We start from the raw sequence: 15386 nt of genomic DNA on the forward strand, positions 1-15386 counted from the left end.
GTGCGCTGGCCGCCGGCGCATGGCGCCGGCGGCGTCCTCACCGTGCCAGCCACGCGGCCGCGTCGCCGCCCAGCCTGGGCGTCGGCCGCTGCCACCGGGGCGGCGTTTCCGACAGGCCCAGTGCCGGGCCGAGCGTACGCAGTTCGCCGTACACGCTGGACTCCTGCACCAGCCATGGCCGCAGCGTGTCTTCGTCGAGCCGTCCCGGCGCGGCGGCAAATCCTTCCACCATCCCCTGGCGCTGCACCAGCATGGCCGCACCGGCGAGCGCAGTCCGCACGCGATAGCCGCCGCCGGTGCCGGCGCGGCGCGCCAGCGCGAGCAAGGTGCCATACGCGGCGAGATATCCGGTGGTGTAGTCGCACACGGGCGCGAACACCAGCCTGGGCTGGCCCGCGCCGAGCGCGCGGCCCTGCGTCTCGCACACCCCGGTCACCGCCTGCGCCACCTGCTCCCAGCCCGCACGGTCCGCCCACGGACCGCCCGCACCGAAACAGCTCACCGACACATGCACGAGGTCCGGCCGCAGCCGCCGCAGCGTGGCGTCGTCGAACCCCAGCGCGGCAAGCCGGCCGGGACGATAGCCGTCGACCAGGACATCGGCCTCCGCGATCAGCGCGCGCATGCGGCGCGCATCGTCGGCCTGGCGCAGGTCCAGAAAGCAGCTGCGCTTGCCATGGCTGGTATCGCGGACATGCTCGGGGGTCTGCGGCAGATGCGGGGCGGTGACCATCAGCACATCGGCGCCGAGCTCGGCCAGCGTGCGGCCGGCTACCGGGCCGGCCAGGATACGCGTGAGATCGAGCACGCGGATGCCGGCCAGCGGCTGCGCGGCGTGCGGGGTCCATGCCGGCGCGGGCGCGTCGCCGCTGCGGTCGACCTCGACCACCGGACGGCTGGCCAGGTACCGGCCCTGCGGATGCGCAAGCCATTCCTCGCGCGTGCGGATCTTGCCGCCGCAGGCGCGCGCGGCCGCGATGGCGTCTTCGAGCGCGTCGGCATCCCATTGCGCCACCGCGGCGCGCACCGCGTCGGGCGTGCTGTCGCATTGCAGGACGTCGAGCACGCGCCGCGACAGGTGCGGCAGGTTCAGGTGCGGCAGGAACCAGCGGCCGTCGCGCGTGGGCCAGGGCTGCGTGACGGTGAGCATATGCGCCATCGCCGGCGGGATCGGTACGTGCTCGAAGCCGCCTGCGGCATCGCGGGCGCGTGTGTAGTCGACGGTGCGGACCGTCGCGGCGGCGTGCCGCACGTCGACGGTCACCTGCTGACGCCGGCCGGTGCGCATCTGCCAGATATCGTTGGCCGCCACGCCCACCGCCGCGAGCACCGCCGCCGTGGTCTCGCCGACGCGGAACGGCGTCGGGTGAAACGGATCGTGGCCGGCGATCGATACCTCGCCGCCGGCGACGGCGTCGCGGCCGCGCAAGGTCATCATTTCATCGAACGCGCGCGGTGCCGTCGGCGGGGCGGCAGGCGGTTGCATGGGCGGGGTCGGCATGACTTCAGGCATGCGAGTAGAGCGGCGCGCCCGCTGCCGGCAGCTCCGCTTCCAGCACCGTGCCGCTGGCCGATTCGGTCAGCACCAGCTGGCGCGTGCCGGGCCGGAATGCGACGTTGGTGACCGTGCCGCCCAGCGGGCTGCGGACAAAATGCGTGCACCAGCCATGCGCGTCGAGCACGAAGGCCCCGCCCAGGCTGGCGTGCGCGACCACCAGGCGGCCCTCGGTGTCCATCGCGAGCCCATCGGGGCCGCTGGTCCCGAAGAAGGTCTGGAACGCGCCGGCCTTCGACACCGAACCGTCGGGCAGCAGCGGCATGCGCCAGACCGCGTTGGCGCGCGTGGCCGCCACCAGCAGGAAACGCTGCGCGGGGTCGAGCACGACGCCGTTGGGACTCGGCACGTTGGCCAGCAGCAGGTCGAGCTGGCCCGACGGCCGCAGCCGGTAGACGCGTCCGGTGGGATCGTGCAGCCCGGTCTGGCCCTGGTCCGTGAAGTACAGGTTGCCCTCGCCGTCGAACGTCAGGTCGTTGAGTCCGCGGAAGCTCTCGGAGTTGCGATGCCCGCGCACGACTTCCACGTCGCCGCAATCCGGCTCGATGCGCAGCAGGCCGCAGCGGTAATCGGCCACCCACAGGCTGCCGTCGCGATGCAGCGCGATGCCATTGGGCCAGCCCGCGGTCTCGGCAAACGGCTCCCAGCGCAGGTCCGGCGTAATGCGGAAGATGCGGCCATGCGGAATGTCCGTGACGTAGAGATTGCCGGCCCGGTCGAAGGTCGGCCCCTCCAGGAAGCTATCGACGATCTGTCCGGGTTTGTTGGCGTCGGCCCACTCGCTGCGGCGGGCGATACGCAGTGCCGCGGGCATGCGCGTGAGCACGCGGGCCTCGATGATCTGCGGCGGCGTGAAATTGACGTTCCACATACGTTGTCCTGTGCCTCAATCAGCCTTGATGCCCGCTGCCTTGATCACCGCGCCCCAGCGCTGGATCTCGTCGTTGAGCAGTCTGGTTGCCTGCGCCGGCGTGCTACCCACGGGGTCGAGGCCCTGGTCCTGCAGGCTCTTGCGGATCTCCGGCGTGTTGACGGTATCGACCATCTCCTTGTTGAGCTTGTCGACGACCGGCTGCGGCGTGCCGGCCGGCACCGAGAAGCCGACCCAGAATTTCATCACCATGCTGGGCATGCCGACCTCGGGCGCGGCGGGTACGTCGGGCAGCACCGGCGAGCGCACATCGTTGGCGAGCATCAGTGCGCGCAGCTTGCCGGTCTTGATATAGGGCAGGGCGGTCGGCAACGAGGTGATCAGGGCCTGTACCTGGCCACCCAGCAGATCCTGCAGCGCGGCGCCGGCGCCGCGATACGGCACGTGCACCAGGTTGACGCCGGCCAGGCTGTTGAACAGCGCGCCGCCGAGGTGGGTGTTGGTGCCGTTGCCGCCCGAGCCGTAGTAGTACTTGCCGGGATTGGCCTTGGCGAGCGCGATGAACTCCTGCACGGTCCTGGCCGGCACGCTCGGGTTGACCACGAGCACGTGTGGCATCGACGCGGCCACCGTCACCATCTGGAAGCTTTTCTTCGGGTCGAACGGCAGCTTGGGCAGCAGCGTGGCCGCGATCGCGTACGACATCTCCGTCGTCAGCATGGTGTAGCCGTCGGGCGTGGCGCGCGCCACCGTACCCCAGCCGATCACGCCGCCGCCGCCGGTGCGGTTGTCCACCAGCGCGCTGGTGCCGCGCGCGCTCATGCCGGTGGCGACCAGGCGTGCCACGAGGTCGGTGGAGCCGCCCACCGAGAACGGCACGATGATGGTGATCGGCTTGGACGGGAAGGCGTCGGCCGCCAGCGCGGGCGCGACCGGACCGGCGGCGAGGGTGGCGGCGGGGATCAGTGCGGCAAGGGTGCGAAGAACGGTACGGCGTTGCATGGTGTCTCCTGATGCGATATGGACGGGCAAGGCATGCTCTGCGGCATGTCGGGACGGGAAGGGCGCGGCACGCGCACGGTACTCAGGCGCCCTGGCCCGGATGGCGGCCGCCGGCGGCAAAGCGGGCCAGACCCGCCGCGGCTGCATCGGTACGCGCGCGAATCCGGGCGTTGACGGTCTGGCCAAAGGCCATGGCCGCGCGCGGCTGCGTGATCTCGGCGGGAATCTTCTCCAGCGCGGCCTTGGTCTCGGCCAGCGCGGCGGCGTCGAAGCCGGCCAGTCGCGCCGCCAGCTCGGCCGCGCGCGCGGCGAGCCGCTCCGGCGCCACCACCTCGTTGACGAGGCCCCAGCGCTCGGCCGTGGCGGCGTCGATGCGCTCGGCGGTCAGCAGCATCCAGGCCGCCCGCTTGCGCGTGAGCAGCAACTGCGAGGTGGGACCGGCCATGCTGGCGTAGGTGGCAAAGCCGATCTCCGGGCAGCCCAGCGCGGCGGTGGTGGCCGCGATGGCGAGGTCGCACATATTGACGAGCGTGACGCCGCCGCCGAGCGCCAGTCCGTTGACGGCGGCAATGAAGATGGCGGGGTGCGCGCGCATGGCCAGGTTGAGTTCGATGGCTTCCTCGCCCGCCGTATCGGGCCGGCCCGCGGCCCGCTCGGCCTCGCGTTCCCTGATATCGAGGCCGGCGCAGAAGCTGGCGCCGCTGCCGGTCAGCACGATCGCGCGGGCGTGCTCGCGCAGCGCGTCGAAGGCTTCGCGCAACGCCTGCCGGGTGGCGCGATCGAGCGCATTGCGCCTGGCTTCGCGCGCGATGCGGACCTCGGCCCAGCCGTCGTGGCGGGTCACCTGGACGGTACTGTCCATCGTGTGTCTCCTGCTGCCGGACGCCGGTGGTCCGGCGCGCTATGCTTGGTAGTCGTTCTATAAGTCAGAACGTTGTTCTAATTATCATCCGGTTGGCCGCTACGATTGTCAAGCCCGGGCGTGCGCAATGGCCGGGCAACGGCGCCGGGCGACACCGTGCCCTGCGGGCATCGGGTCACTTCAAATGTTTTGAACGACTTCATTAAGATCGGCTCCGCATCGCGCACATTGGTCCCTCAATAATGCGAGAATCGGATGCCATGCAGGAAGCCGGTCGGTCAGCCTGGCCCGCTCGTGCGCGTGCATCGCCTCCAGACAGAACCAGCGTGAAGGAATAGGAACGACATGACATCGCCAGGGACTTCGCGGACCCGTTTTGCGTCCGGCACCCCGGCCGCCTGCCCGGCCACCTACACGGCTACCGCCATCGGCCTGCACTGGCTGATCGCGTTCGGCATTTTCGCGGCCTTCGGCCTGGGTCTCTATATGACCGGCATTCCGGGCCTGACGCCGACCAAGCTCAAGCTGTTCTCGTGGCACAAGTGGCTCGGCGTGACGATCTTCGCGTTCGCGCTGCTGCGCGTGCTGTGGCGCGTCACCCATGCGGCGCCGCCGGTCGCGGCGGGCACGCCCGCGTGGCAGGCGCGTGCCGCCGCGGGCGTGCACCATCTGCTCTACGTGCTGATCCTGGTGGTGCCGGTGACCGGCTACCTCTATAGCTGCGCGGCCGGTGTGCCGGTGGTCTACCTCGGCCTGTGGAAGCTGCCGATGCTGATCGGACCCGACGACACCGCGCGCGACATCCTCAAGGTCACCCATATCTGGCTCAACTATGCGATGGCCGCCATCGTGGTGATGCACGCGCTGGCCGCACTCAAGCACCAGCTGGTCGACCGCGACGGCACGCTGGCGCGCATGGTGCCGTTCCTGCGCTGACGGCGGCCGCGCGTTGTGATGGTGCACGCGCGCCGGGCCACGGACATGCCATCCCGGGCCCATGCCCGGACAACAACAGTACCGATCTCTCCAAGGAGTCTCTGATGACAAGCAAATTCCGTCGCGGCCCGCGGCCGCTCGCTACCGCCGTGGCGGTCCTGGCCAGCGCGGCCGCGCTGGCCGGCATGGCCAATCTCGCCTGGGCCCAGGTGGATGCGGGCAAGAGTTCGGTCACGGCTACCGCGCGCCAGATCGGCGTGCCGATGGAAGGCAAGTTCAGGAAGTTCGATGCCACCGTCGACTTCGATCCCGCCAGGCTGGCGAGCTCGTCGGCCAAGGTCGAGATCGACGTGGCCAGCTTCGAGATCGGCGATGCCGAGACGACCCGCGAAGTCAGGGGCAAGGACTGGTTCGACGCCGCGAAGTTTCCCAAGGCGGTGTTCCAGTCGACCAGCATCCGCAGCGGTGCCGCCGGCAAGTTCGAGGTGGCCGGCAAGCTGACCATCAAGGGCAAGACCGTGGATGTGGTGGTGCCGGCGACCTATCGCCAGGACGCCGCCGGACAGGTGTTCGATGGCGTGCTGCCGATCAAGCGGACCGCCTTCAACATCGGCGAGGGCGAGTGGAAGGACACTTCCGTCGTCGCCGACGATGTGCAAATCAAGTTCCATATCGTCACCGCGGCGAAGAAGGGCTAGCAGGGCCGAGGCCCGCCGCCCCCTGCGAATGACGAATTCCTTTTCCAACCTTTCGTGAGATTTCCCATGCAAATGCGTCACCTGCTCGCCACCGCCGCCGCCCTGGTCGCGGCCTCCGCCACGTTTGCCGGCGCCGCCTCGGCCGCCGTCAGCACCTACAACCTCGACCCGACCCATACGTATCCGAGCTTCGAGGCCGACCACCTGGGCGGCCTGTCGGTGTGGCGCGGCAAGTTCGACAAGTCGAGCGGCGTGGTGACGCTGGACCGCGCGGCCAGGACCGGCACCATCGACGTGAAGATCGACCCGGCCTCGGTGGACTTCGGCAACGCCAAGCTGAACGAGCACGTCAAGGGTCCGGACATGTTCGACGTGCAGGCCTTCCCGGAAGCCACGTACAAGGGCAAGTTCTCGAAGTTCAAGGGCGACGTGCCGACCGAGGTCGACGGCGTGCTGACGCTGCGTGGCGTCTCCAAGCCGGTCAAGCTCGAAATCCGCCAGTTCAAGTGCATGGAGCACCCGATGCTCAAGCGCGAAGTGTGCGGCGCCGATGTGGTGGGCCAGTTCAATCGTGCCGACTTCGGCGTCGATTATGGTGCGAAATACGGCTTCAAGCAGGACATCAAGCTGGCCATCCAGGTGGAAGGCGTGAAGGCGGAGTGACGACGTGCGCGGCTATCGCGCGCGCGGAAAGGCCGGCAAGCACGCCGGCCTTTTTTTTTGTTCCGGACCAATACCACTGCCCGCCCTAGGGACATACCCCACCTTTTACGATGCTCGGTCGGTTGTACGCCGCGGGAATGCCACAGTACAATGGCCCGGCTGCAGTCCCATTCACCGGCTAACCGCCTAACCGCGCGATCGGTCACGCGTATCGAATATGAGCATCGGCTGCATTCCCTGATCCAGGCTATCCGCCGCGATTCCTCTTGCCCGAGCTGTACCCGGCCTGCCGTTCCCCATTGCGGCGCCCTGGCGCGCAGCGTTTCTCGGATTTCCCTGGCGCGATACCGTGTACTCCAAAACGCAAATCGATCCGGTCGTTAGTTTCCGCAACTCGCAGGGCGAACAGGTGCGCGGGACGATCATCAATCTCCAGAGAAAATCTCTGGTGATGGAAATCTACAATCCTTACTCGATCGTGCAGGTCAGTGAGGTATTGAGCGAACTCAGTGTCCGCATGGGCACCAAGAACGCGTATCTCGGCAAGGCCGTGGTCATGAGTCTGGTGAATACGGGCCTGACCGCGGTGGTGTCGCTGACGCTGATCGACGAGTGGCGCGAACTGACCGACGTCAATAACGAGCCCAAGTCCGTCGCGCGCGAAGCCGAGATGTTCGTGAAGGACTGGGACACGCGTTTCAATATCCGGCGCGACTACCAGATCGTGGTCAACGAGATGCGCGCGTATCTGTCGGAAGTGTCGCGCTGGGTCGAGCAGGTGGACCTGACCGAGTCGCTGCCCAAGCAGGAGGGCCGTCTGCGCGAGGACGTCTTCTACGAACTCGCCACGCCGCTGATGACCAAGGTCAAGACCTACCTCGACTGGCTCGAGGGAGAGGCGCAGCGTGTGGATCCGGAGATCGCGCCGGTGCACCGTACCTATGCGCAGGCGGCCCTGCATCCGCTGCTGCTGCGTGCGCCGTTCGTCTACCGCACGTTCACCAAGCCGCTCGGCTATGCCGGCGACTATGAGATGGTGAACCAGATCCTGAGCGATCCGCAGCAGGGGCCGACCACTTACTTCCAGATCGTCAACACCGCGTTCCTGAAGGCGGCGGTGGCCACCGCGCACCGTAACCGCATCGACCTGCTGGTGGACTTTCTGACGCGCCAGGCGGAACGCGCGCGCGCCGCCGGCCGGCCGTTCCGCGTGCTCAACGTCGGCTGCGGGCCAGCGTTCGAGATCCAGCGCTTTGTGCGCGAGTATCCCAATCCGGAGCTGCTGTCGTTCCAGCTGGTCGACTTCAGCGAGGAGACGCTCGAATATACGCGCGAGTCGATCGAGCGGTCGGCCGCGTCGGCGGGACGCAAGGTCTCGGTGGAAATGGTGCACCAGTCGGTGCACGAACTGCTCAAGCGGCGCATTGCGCCCGACGAGCCCGACTGGCGCGCGTTCGAGGCGGTCTACTGCGCGGGCCTGTTCGACTACCTGTCCGACAAGGTGTGCGCGCGCCTGCTGACCTATTTCGCCTCGCGTACCAAGCCCGGCGGCGAGTTGCTGGTCACCAATGTCCATTCCGACAATCCCGAGAAGTTCGGCATGGAACATCTGCTCGAGTGGTACCTGATCTATCGCGACGAGGCCGGCATGGCTTCGCTGCTGCCGGAGAACTCGCATGCCCACCGACTCTATGTCGATGAAACCGGCGTCAATGTCTTCGCCGAAGCCACTATCCAGTGAGCCTGCCGCGCTTCCGGCCCAGACCATGAGTGCCAACCAGCTCTACGCGGGATACCAGTCCGAGCTCGCGGACTTTCGTCTCGCGTTTTCGCGCGGCGGGGCCTATACCGCGATCGTGCTGGTACTGCTCGGGGTCGGGCTCGACTACGGCCAGTATCCGTCGCAGCAGCTGCCGTTTGCGATCGCACGCGTGCTGGTGTCGCTGCTGATCGCCGGGGTGGTGATGCTGCTCTACAGTGCCTCGGGGCGCCGCTTCGCGCCCTGGCTCACGCTGACATGGCTGCTGCTGCCGCAGGTCATGATCGCCTGGATGATCTCGCAGACCGAGGGCGTGCAGTCGCCGTACTACGTGGGCCTCAACCTCGCGATCTTCGCCTCGGGCATCGCGCTGCCGTTCGGCCTGTGGCAGAACGTGGTGTTCGGCATCCTGTCGTATCTGCTGTATGCGGCGGCGTGCCTGGTTCATCCGGGCGGCATCGAGCCGGTGGGCACCTTTATCGTCAATTCGCTGTTCCTGCTGTTCGCGGCCGCCGCCAGCGGGGTCTACACGTTCTTCAACGAGCGCGCACGCTTTATGCTGTTCCGCCTGAAGGCCGAGGTGGCCGAGAAGAACGTCGAGCTGGAGGACATCAACCGCCAGCTCGTCGACATCAAGGGCCAGATGCTGCAGCAGGAAAAGATGGCCGCGATCGGTACGCTCGCCGCGGGCCTGCTGCACGAAGTGAACAATCCGGTGAACTTCTGCCTGATGGCGATCGAGGTGGCCATGGAAGAGCCGGCGGCGAAGAACGCGCCCGCGCTCGAGGAATGCCTGGTCGATGCCAAGCAGGGCATGCAGCGCATCCAGCATATCGTCTCGGACCTCAAGACATTTGCGTACCGCAAGCCGGGTGCCGAAGTCGAGGGCACGCCGTTCCTGTTCGAGAAGGCGCTCGATTCGTCGGTCCGTCTGACCGCGCATGAACTGCGCGGGGTGAAGATCACCCGCGAGATGCCCGACGATACGCTGGTGTTCGGCGACGAGGCCGCCATCATCGGCGTGCTGATCAACCTGTTTTCGAATGCCGCGCTCGCGATGCGCAAGGCCGGTACCACGGGTCCGGCCATCCACACCACCGTCAAATGGCAGGATGGTCGCCTCCATGTGCGGGTTCAGGACAACGGCCCCGGCATCGCGGCCGAACACCTCGCGCGGGTATTCGAGCCGTTCTTCACCACGCGCGAGGTCGGGCAGGGTCTGGGCCTGGGGCTGTCGATCAGCTACGCGGTGATCGAGCGGCACGGCGGCGTGCTGTTTGCCGAAAGCGAAGTGGGCCACTGGGCGGCCTTCAGCTTCGACCTCCCGCGCGCGGAATGAGCCTGCCATGAGCCATACGCCCGATACGCCGCAGTCCCGGCCGACCATCGTCTACGTCGACGACGAGGAGATGGCGTGCAAGTATTTTGCCCGCGCGGTCGGCAGCGAGTACGAGGTGTTGGCCGTCACGAGCGCCGACGAGGCCATCGAGATCCTGCGCACCCAGGGCACGCGCGTGAGCGTGCTGGTGACCGACTACCGCATGCCGGGGCGCGATGGCGGCTCGCTGCTGCGGCAGGTGGCGCAGGACTACCCGCAGATCGTGCGGATCCTGGTCACCGCGTACGCGGACAAGGACATGCTGCTGGAGACGGTCAACAACGGCGAGGTGTTCCGCATCCTCGAAAAGCCGCTGGCCGTGGGCCATGTACGCGAGGTGTTGCGGCAGGCCGGCGAGCGCCATCGCGAACGCGCGGTGCGCCAGCAGCGGCTGATGGCGATCGACGAGACGCTGGCGTTCCTCGCGCACGAACTCAACACGCCGCTGGCCGCGATCGCCAATTTCGCGCGCGGCATCGAAACGCGCGTGGAGGCCGACGATGGTCCGCAGCGGCTTGGCGAGATCGGTCAGGCCGCCGGCAAGATGCACGACAACGCGCAGTATTGCCTGGCCGTGCTGTCGTCGTTCCTGCAATCGGTGCGCAGCAGCGCGGGCGGTACCGGTCCGCGCCAGGCGAGCGGCGAGGCGGTCAGCGCGGGGTCGCTGGTGGCGTCGCTGCTCGATACCTATCCGTTTGCCGATGCCCAGCGCAACTGGGTGCAGGTGGAGCTGCACGGCGATTTCCCGGTGGCGACGCTGCCCAACTGCGTGGCGCTGGTGCTGTCCTCGCTGATGAGCAACGCGCTGCGCGCGCTGGCCGATGCGCCGCAGCCGGTGCTGCGCTTTGTGGTGGTGGCGGGCGAGCATCCGGAGATTCGCATCTCCGACAACGGCCCCGGCATTCCCCCGGAGGTCATGGAGCGCCTGCTGGTCGATCCGGTCACCACGCACGCGGGTGCGGGCGGCAGCGGGCTCGGCATGATCTTCTGCAACCGCGTCATGCAATCGTTTGGCGGTGGCATCCGGATCGCCTCGGCGTCCGGCGTCGGCACGACCGTGACCCTGGATTTTCCCAATTTCAAGAATCGTATGCACAGGAGTGAACGATGAGCGAACTGAATACTACGCAGGCACCCCCGGCGATTCTGTTCGTGGATGACGAGGCAACCGCCGTCAAGTATTTCCAGCGTGCCATCGGCCAGCTGGCGCCCGTGGTGACGGGTGGTTCGGTCGAGGAGGGCAAGGCCCTGCTCGATGCGCATGGCGACAGCCTGGCGGTGCTGGTGTCGGACCAGCGCATGCCGGGCGAGTACGGCAACGAACTGCTGCGCTACGCGCGCGAGCGTTACCCGCATATCGTGCGCATCCTGACCACCGCCTATTCGGAACTCGACCAGACCGTCGAGGCCGTCAACCAGGGCCAGATCCATCGCTATATCAAGAAGCCGTGGGACATCACGGCGCTGCGCATGGAACTCAAGCAGGCGCTCGAACTGTCGGGCTTGCGCCGCGAGCGCGACCAGCTCGTGCGCGAGAAGCTCTCGGTGCTGCAGAAGCAGACCGTGGCCACGCGCGTCGGCATGATCCATGCGCTCGCCGCCAGCCTGATCGGGCCGGGACGCTTCCAGCCGGTGGAGACTTACCTGGCCGGTGCCGACCTGGCTGGCGCGCGCAATGCCGAGCCCGACTGGCAGCGCATGGATTACGCCGACCTGGTCGGTGCCGAGAGCCAGCGCAGCGGCAGCTTCGGCCATGCGGTCGGCATGCGCCTGGCAGAATTGCGCACGCGCCTGGCCGGCCGCGGCGCGGCGGATGCCGCCGCCGTCCTGGCCGAACTGCTCGGCGACGGCACCGTCCGCCGCGACGGCGATGTGGTGACCTGGACTGCGCCGGCCACGCTGGCCGAGTTTATCGAACGCCCGGTCAGCGAGGCGGTGTCTGCCGCCCACGTGAGCTGGCTGGCGGCGCTGCTATGGCTCGAGGAAGTCGGCGGCGCGCTCCAGCTCGCGCACGAAGGCGATACCATCGCCGGCCGCGCGGGCACCCGCAACGAGTCGTTCGCCGCGGACCGGCTGGCGGTATGGATCGAGAAGCTGTCGGAGGAGACGCTGTAGTCGCCTGCCGAGCTCGTCTTGAGCGTGGAGGAAGCGTAAAAAAAGCCGCCCCGGTTGCCCTGGGCGGCTTTTTTGTCCTGCCTTGCGCGTGCGCCAGGCCTGTGCCCCAGGCCTGTGCGCTAGGCTTGTGCGCTAGGCTTGTGCGCTAGGCTTGTGCGCCATAGTTAGGATCGTTACGGTCGACGTTGTCGCCCTTCTTGTCCGACTTGACGAGGTCCTCGCGCTTGACGCCGAGCCACATCGCCAGTGCCGCGGCCACGAACACCGACGAATAGATACCGAACAGGATACCCACCGTCAGCGCGAGCGCGAAGTAGTGCAGCGTGGGGCCGCCGAAGAAGAACATGGACAGCACCATCATTTCGGTCGAGCCGTGCGTGATGATGGTCCGCGAGATCGTGCTCGTGATCGCGTTGTCGATGATCTCGTGCGTGCTCATCTTGCGGTACTTGCGGAAGTTCTCGCGGATCCGGTCGAAGATCACCACCGACTCGTTCACGGAGTAACCCAGCACCGCGAGAATCGCCGCCAGCACGGACAGCGAAAACTCCCACTGGAAGAACGCGAAGAAGCCCAGAATGATCACCACGTCGTGCAGGTTGGCGATGATGCCCGCCACGGCAAACTTCCACTCAAAGCGGAACGACAGGTAGATCATGATGCCGGCCACCACGCACAGCAGCGCGAGCATGCCGTCGGTGGCGAGTTCCTTGCCCACCTGCGGGCCGACGAACTCGACGCGTTGCAGCTTGACGTCGGGCGTGGCGGCCTGCAGCGCGGTCATCACCTGCTCGCTCTGCTGGGCCGACGTGATCTGCTTGCCGTCCGGACCTTTCTGCAGCGGCAGGCGAATCATGACGTCGCGCGACGTGCCGAAGTTCTGCACCTGCACGTCGCTGTAGCCGAGCTTGCCGACCTGGCCGCGGATCTGCTCGAGATTGGCGGCCTGCTGGTAGTTGACCTCCATCACGGTGCCGCCGGTGAATTCGATCGACAGGTGCAGGCCCTTGTGCCAGAGGAAGAAGACAGCGGCGGCAAACGTCAGGAAGGAAATCACGTTGAAGACCAACGCGTGCTTCATGAACGGAATGTCGCGCTTGATGCGGAAAAATTCCATGATGTTGTCCTCTGTGTCCTTGCCTTACTTGACGGCGGGCGGCGTCTGCGTGCCCGGCTTCCAGATCTGGCCGATGGCCACGCTCTGCAGTTTCTTCTTGCGGCCGTACCAGAGGTTGACCAGGCCGCGGTTGAAGAACACCGCCGAGAACATCGAGGTCAGGATACCGAGGCAGTGCACCACGGCGAAACCGCGCACCGGGCCCGAGCCGAACGCGAGCAGCGCGAGGCCGGCGATCAGCGTGGTCACGTTGGAGTCGAGAATGGTGGCCCAGGCGCGGTCGAAACCGGTGGCGATGGCCATCTGCGGCGACGCTCCCGCGCGCAACTCCTCGCGGATCCGTTCGTTGATCAGCACGTTGGCGTCGATGGCCATGCCGAGCACGAGCGCGATGGCGGCGATGCCGGGCAGCGTCAGCGTGGCCTGCAGCATCGACAGCACCGCGATCAGCAGCAGCAGGTTGACGCCCAGCGCGGCCACCGAAAAGACGCCGAACAGCATGTAGTACAGCACCATGAACACCGTGATGGCGCCAAAGCCGTAGGCCACCGAGTCGAAGCCCTTGCGGATGTTGTCGGCACCGAGCGACGGGCCGATCGTGCGTTCCTCGATGATGTCCATCGGCGCGGCCAGCGAGCCGGCGCGCAGCAGCAGCGCGAGGTCGTTGGCGGCCTCGGTCGAATAGGAACCCGTGATCTGGAAGCTCGAACCCAGTTCCGACTGGATGGTCGCCACCGTCAGCACCTCGCCCTTGCCCTTCTCGAACAGCACGATGCCCATCGGCTTGCCGATGTTCTCGCGCGAGACGTCCCGCAGCACGCGGCCGCCCTGGGCGTCGAGCTTGATGTTGACCGACGGACGCTGGTTCTGGTCGAAGCCGGCCGAGGCGCTTTCGATGCGGTCGCCGGTAAAGATCACCTGCTTGCGCAGGATGACCGGGGCGCCGTTGCCTTGCGTGAACAGCTCGTCGCCGAACGGCACCGGATCGCCCGGACGCGGGTTGCGCGGGGCGTCCGGATCGGCCAGGCGCGCTTCCAGCGTGGCGGTGCGGCCGATGATGTCCTTGGCCTTGGCGGTGTCCTGCACGCCCGGCAGCTGCACCACGATGCGGTCCGCACCCTGCTGCTGGATCACCGGTTCGGCCACGCCGAGTTCGTTGACGCGGTTATGCAGCGTGGTGATGTTCTGCTTGACGGCGGCGTCCTGCACCGCGCGGCGCGCGGCGTCGGTAAAGGTGCCGACGATGTTGTTGCCGTCGGCCGCGAAGGCCAGTTCGCGCAGGTTGTCGGCCAGCAGGCCGCGTGCGCGGTCGGCGTCGGCGGCGTTGTTGAAGCGCACGGTCAGGCGCTCGCCATCGCGGTCGATGCCGCCGTGGCGGATGTTCTTGTCGCGCAGCAGCGTGCGCGCGTCGCCGGCCAGGCTGTCGAGCTTCTTGTCGACGGCACCCTTCATGTCCACCTGCAGCAGGAAGTGCACGCCGCCGCGCAGGTCGAGGCCGAGGTACATCGGCAGGGCGTGCAGCGCGGTCAGCCATTGCGGCGAACCCGACAGCAGGTTCAGCGCGACCACGTAGGTGGGATCGCTGGGGTCCGGATTGAGCGCATGGGTCAGGATGTCCTTGGCCTTGAGCTGGTCGTCGGTGGAGCGGAAGCGCGCCTTGACCGAGCCCGACTGGCCGGAGACGTCGAAGAACACGCCGTCAGGCTGCAGCTGGTTCTGGGCCAGCACTTCCTCCACGCGTTTCTGCATGGACAGGTCGACCTTGACCGTGGCCTTGCCCGAGGACACCTGGACCGCGGGGGCCTCGCCGAAGAAGTTCGGCAGCGTGTAGATGATGCCGATGGCAAGGGCCACCAGGATCACGATGTATTTCCAAAGCGGATAGCGATTCATCTTTGGCCAGCAGTAACGGTCCGCACCGGACCGGTTGGCAAACAGCCGCCTGGCAGTCCCGGCCGGGTCGCGGAGCGACCCGTGGGCTGGTCAGGCGGCTGCGGGGGCATGCGCGCGACACCGTGGTATCGCGCGCGCGCCGGGCAAGGCTTGCCGGAGGGAAGAAAGCCGATCGGACGGGATCAGAGCGACTTCAGCGAACCCTTCGGCAGCACCGTCGTGACGGCGTTCTTCTGCACGGTGACTTCCGTGCCTTCGGCAATCTCGATCGAGACGTACTGCTCGCTTACCTTCGTGACGCGGCCGAGGATGCCGCCCGCGGTAACCACTTCGTCATTCTTGGCCAGGGCTTCCAGCATGGCCTTGGCTTCCTTCTGGCGCTTCATCTGCGGGCGGATCATGATGAACCACAGCACCGCGAACATCAGGATGATGGGCAGGAAGCTCATCAGGCCACCTGCCGCGCCGCCGGCACCGGCGGTCTGGGCAAAAGCACTCGAAATCAGCACGTTACTTCTCCGTCACAAAAGTCATTCA

At 67.2% G+C, this 15386-nt stretch carries 14 protein-coding genes; 7 read left to right on the forward strand and 7 right to left on the reverse strand.

Annotated features, from left to right (window positions below; genetic code table 11):
- Positions 1–37: 37 nt before the first annotated feature.
- From DFLDMN_RS17110 to DFLDMN_RS17125, 4 genes are all read right to left on the reverse strand, one after another.
- On the reverse strand, positions 38–1486 hold the full coding sequence (locus DFLDMN_RS17110) for a CoA transferase (RefSeq protein WP_423196061.1): 1449 nt from the start codon (positions 1484–1486) through the stop codon (positions 38–40).
- 19 nt (positions 1487–1505) lie between these two features.
- A complete protein-coding gene (locus DFLDMN_RS17115; protein ID WP_423196062.1) occupies positions 1506–2426 on the reverse strand; it encodes an SMP-30/gluconolactonase/LRE family protein in 921 nt (306 codons plus the stop codon).
- Positions 2427–2441: 15 nt separating this feature from the next.
- Positions 2442–3428, reverse strand: a complete 987-nt coding sequence (locus tag DFLDMN_RS17120) for a Bug family tripartite tricarboxylate transporter substrate binding protein (RefSeq protein ID WP_423196063.1) — start codon at positions 3426–3428, stop codon at positions 2442–2444.
- An 82-nt stretch (positions 3429–3510) separates the two neighbouring features.
- Positions 3511–4290, reverse strand: a complete 780-nt coding sequence (locus DFLDMN_RS17125) for an enoyl-CoA hydratase/isomerase family protein (protein WP_423196064.1) — start codon at positions 4288–4290, stop codon at positions 3511–3513.
- A 345-nt stretch (positions 4291–4635) separates the two neighbouring features.
- Here DFLDMN_RS17125 and DFLDMN_RS17130 point away from each other — a divergent pair, with 345 nt between their 5' ends.
- The 7 genes from DFLDMN_RS17130 (at position 4636) to DFLDMN_RS17160 (ending at position 11839) form a co-directional block, all read left to right on the forward strand.
- The gene (locus tag DFLDMN_RS17130; protein ID WP_423196065.1) at positions 4636–5226 is read left to right on the forward strand and encodes a cytochrome b; all 591 of its coding nucleotides are present in this window, start codon (positions 4636–4638) and stop codon (positions 5224–5226) included.
- Between the two features lie 185 nt (positions 5227–5411).
- Positions 5412–5924 carry a YceI family protein gene (locus DFLDMN_RS17135; protein WP_423198454.1) on the forward strand — a complete coding sequence of 171 codons (513 nt, stop codon included), beginning with the start codon at positions 5412–5414 and terminating at the stop codon, positions 5922–5924.
- 66 nt (positions 5925–5990) lie between these two features.
- Entirely contained in the window at positions 5991–6587 is a 597-nt protein-coding gene (locus tag DFLDMN_RS17140; protein WP_423196066.1) for a YceI family protein, read from the forward strand.
- 349 nt (positions 6588–6936) lie between these two features.
- Positions 6937–8328 (forward strand): class I SAM-dependent methyltransferase, encoded by a 1392-nt coding sequence (locus tag DFLDMN_RS17145; protein WP_423196067.1) that lies wholly within the window; start codon positions 6937–6939, stop codon positions 8326–8328.
- Positions 8329–8353: 25 nt separating this feature from the next.
- Entirely contained in the window at positions 8354–9685 is a 1332-nt protein-coding gene (locus tag DFLDMN_RS17150) for a sensor histidine kinase (RefSeq protein WP_423196068.1), read from the forward strand.
- A 7-nt stretch (positions 9686–9692) separates the two neighbouring features.
- Positions 9693–10835, forward strand: a complete 1143-nt coding sequence (locus DFLDMN_RS17155) for an ATP-binding protein (protein ID WP_423196069.1) — start codon at positions 9693–9695, stop codon at positions 10833–10835.
- Positions 10832–11839: a response regulator gene (locus DFLDMN_RS17160; protein WP_423196070.1), complete on the forward strand. Its 1008-nt coding sequence runs from the start codon at positions 10832–10834 to the stop codon at positions 11837–11839. The genes DFLDMN_RS17155 and DFLDMN_RS17160 overlap by 4 nt, the downstream gene beginning before the upstream one ends.
- Positions 11840–11984: 145 nt before the next feature.
- On the opposite strand, the gene secF is transcribed toward DFLDMN_RS17160, so the two are convergent.
- The 3 genes from secF to yajC form a co-directional block, all read right to left on the reverse strand.
- On the reverse strand, positions 11985–12956 hold the full coding sequence (gene secF, locus DFLDMN_RS17165) for a protein translocase subunit SecF (RefSeq protein WP_423196071.1): 972 nt from the start codon (positions 12954–12956) through the stop codon (positions 11985–11987).
- Between the two features lie 24 nt (positions 12957–12980).
- A complete protein-coding gene (gene secD / locus DFLDMN_RS17170; protein WP_423196072.1) occupies positions 12981–14849 on the reverse strand; it encodes a protein translocase subunit SecD in 1869 nt (622 codons plus the stop codon).
- A gap of 182 nt (positions 14850–15031) precedes the next feature.
- On the reverse strand, positions 15032–15358 hold the full coding sequence (yajC, locus tag DFLDMN_RS17175) for a preprotein translocase subunit YajC (protein WP_423196073.1): 327 nt from the start codon (positions 15356–15358) through the stop codon (positions 15032–15034).
- Between the last annotated feature and the right edge of the window lie 28 nt (positions 15359–15386).

The organism is Cupriavidus sp. H19C3 (assembly GCF_049393815.1).
In the GTDB taxonomy this organism is placed as follows: domain Bacteria; phylum Pseudomonadota; class Gammaproteobacteria; order Burkholderiales; family Burkholderiaceae; genus Cupriavidus.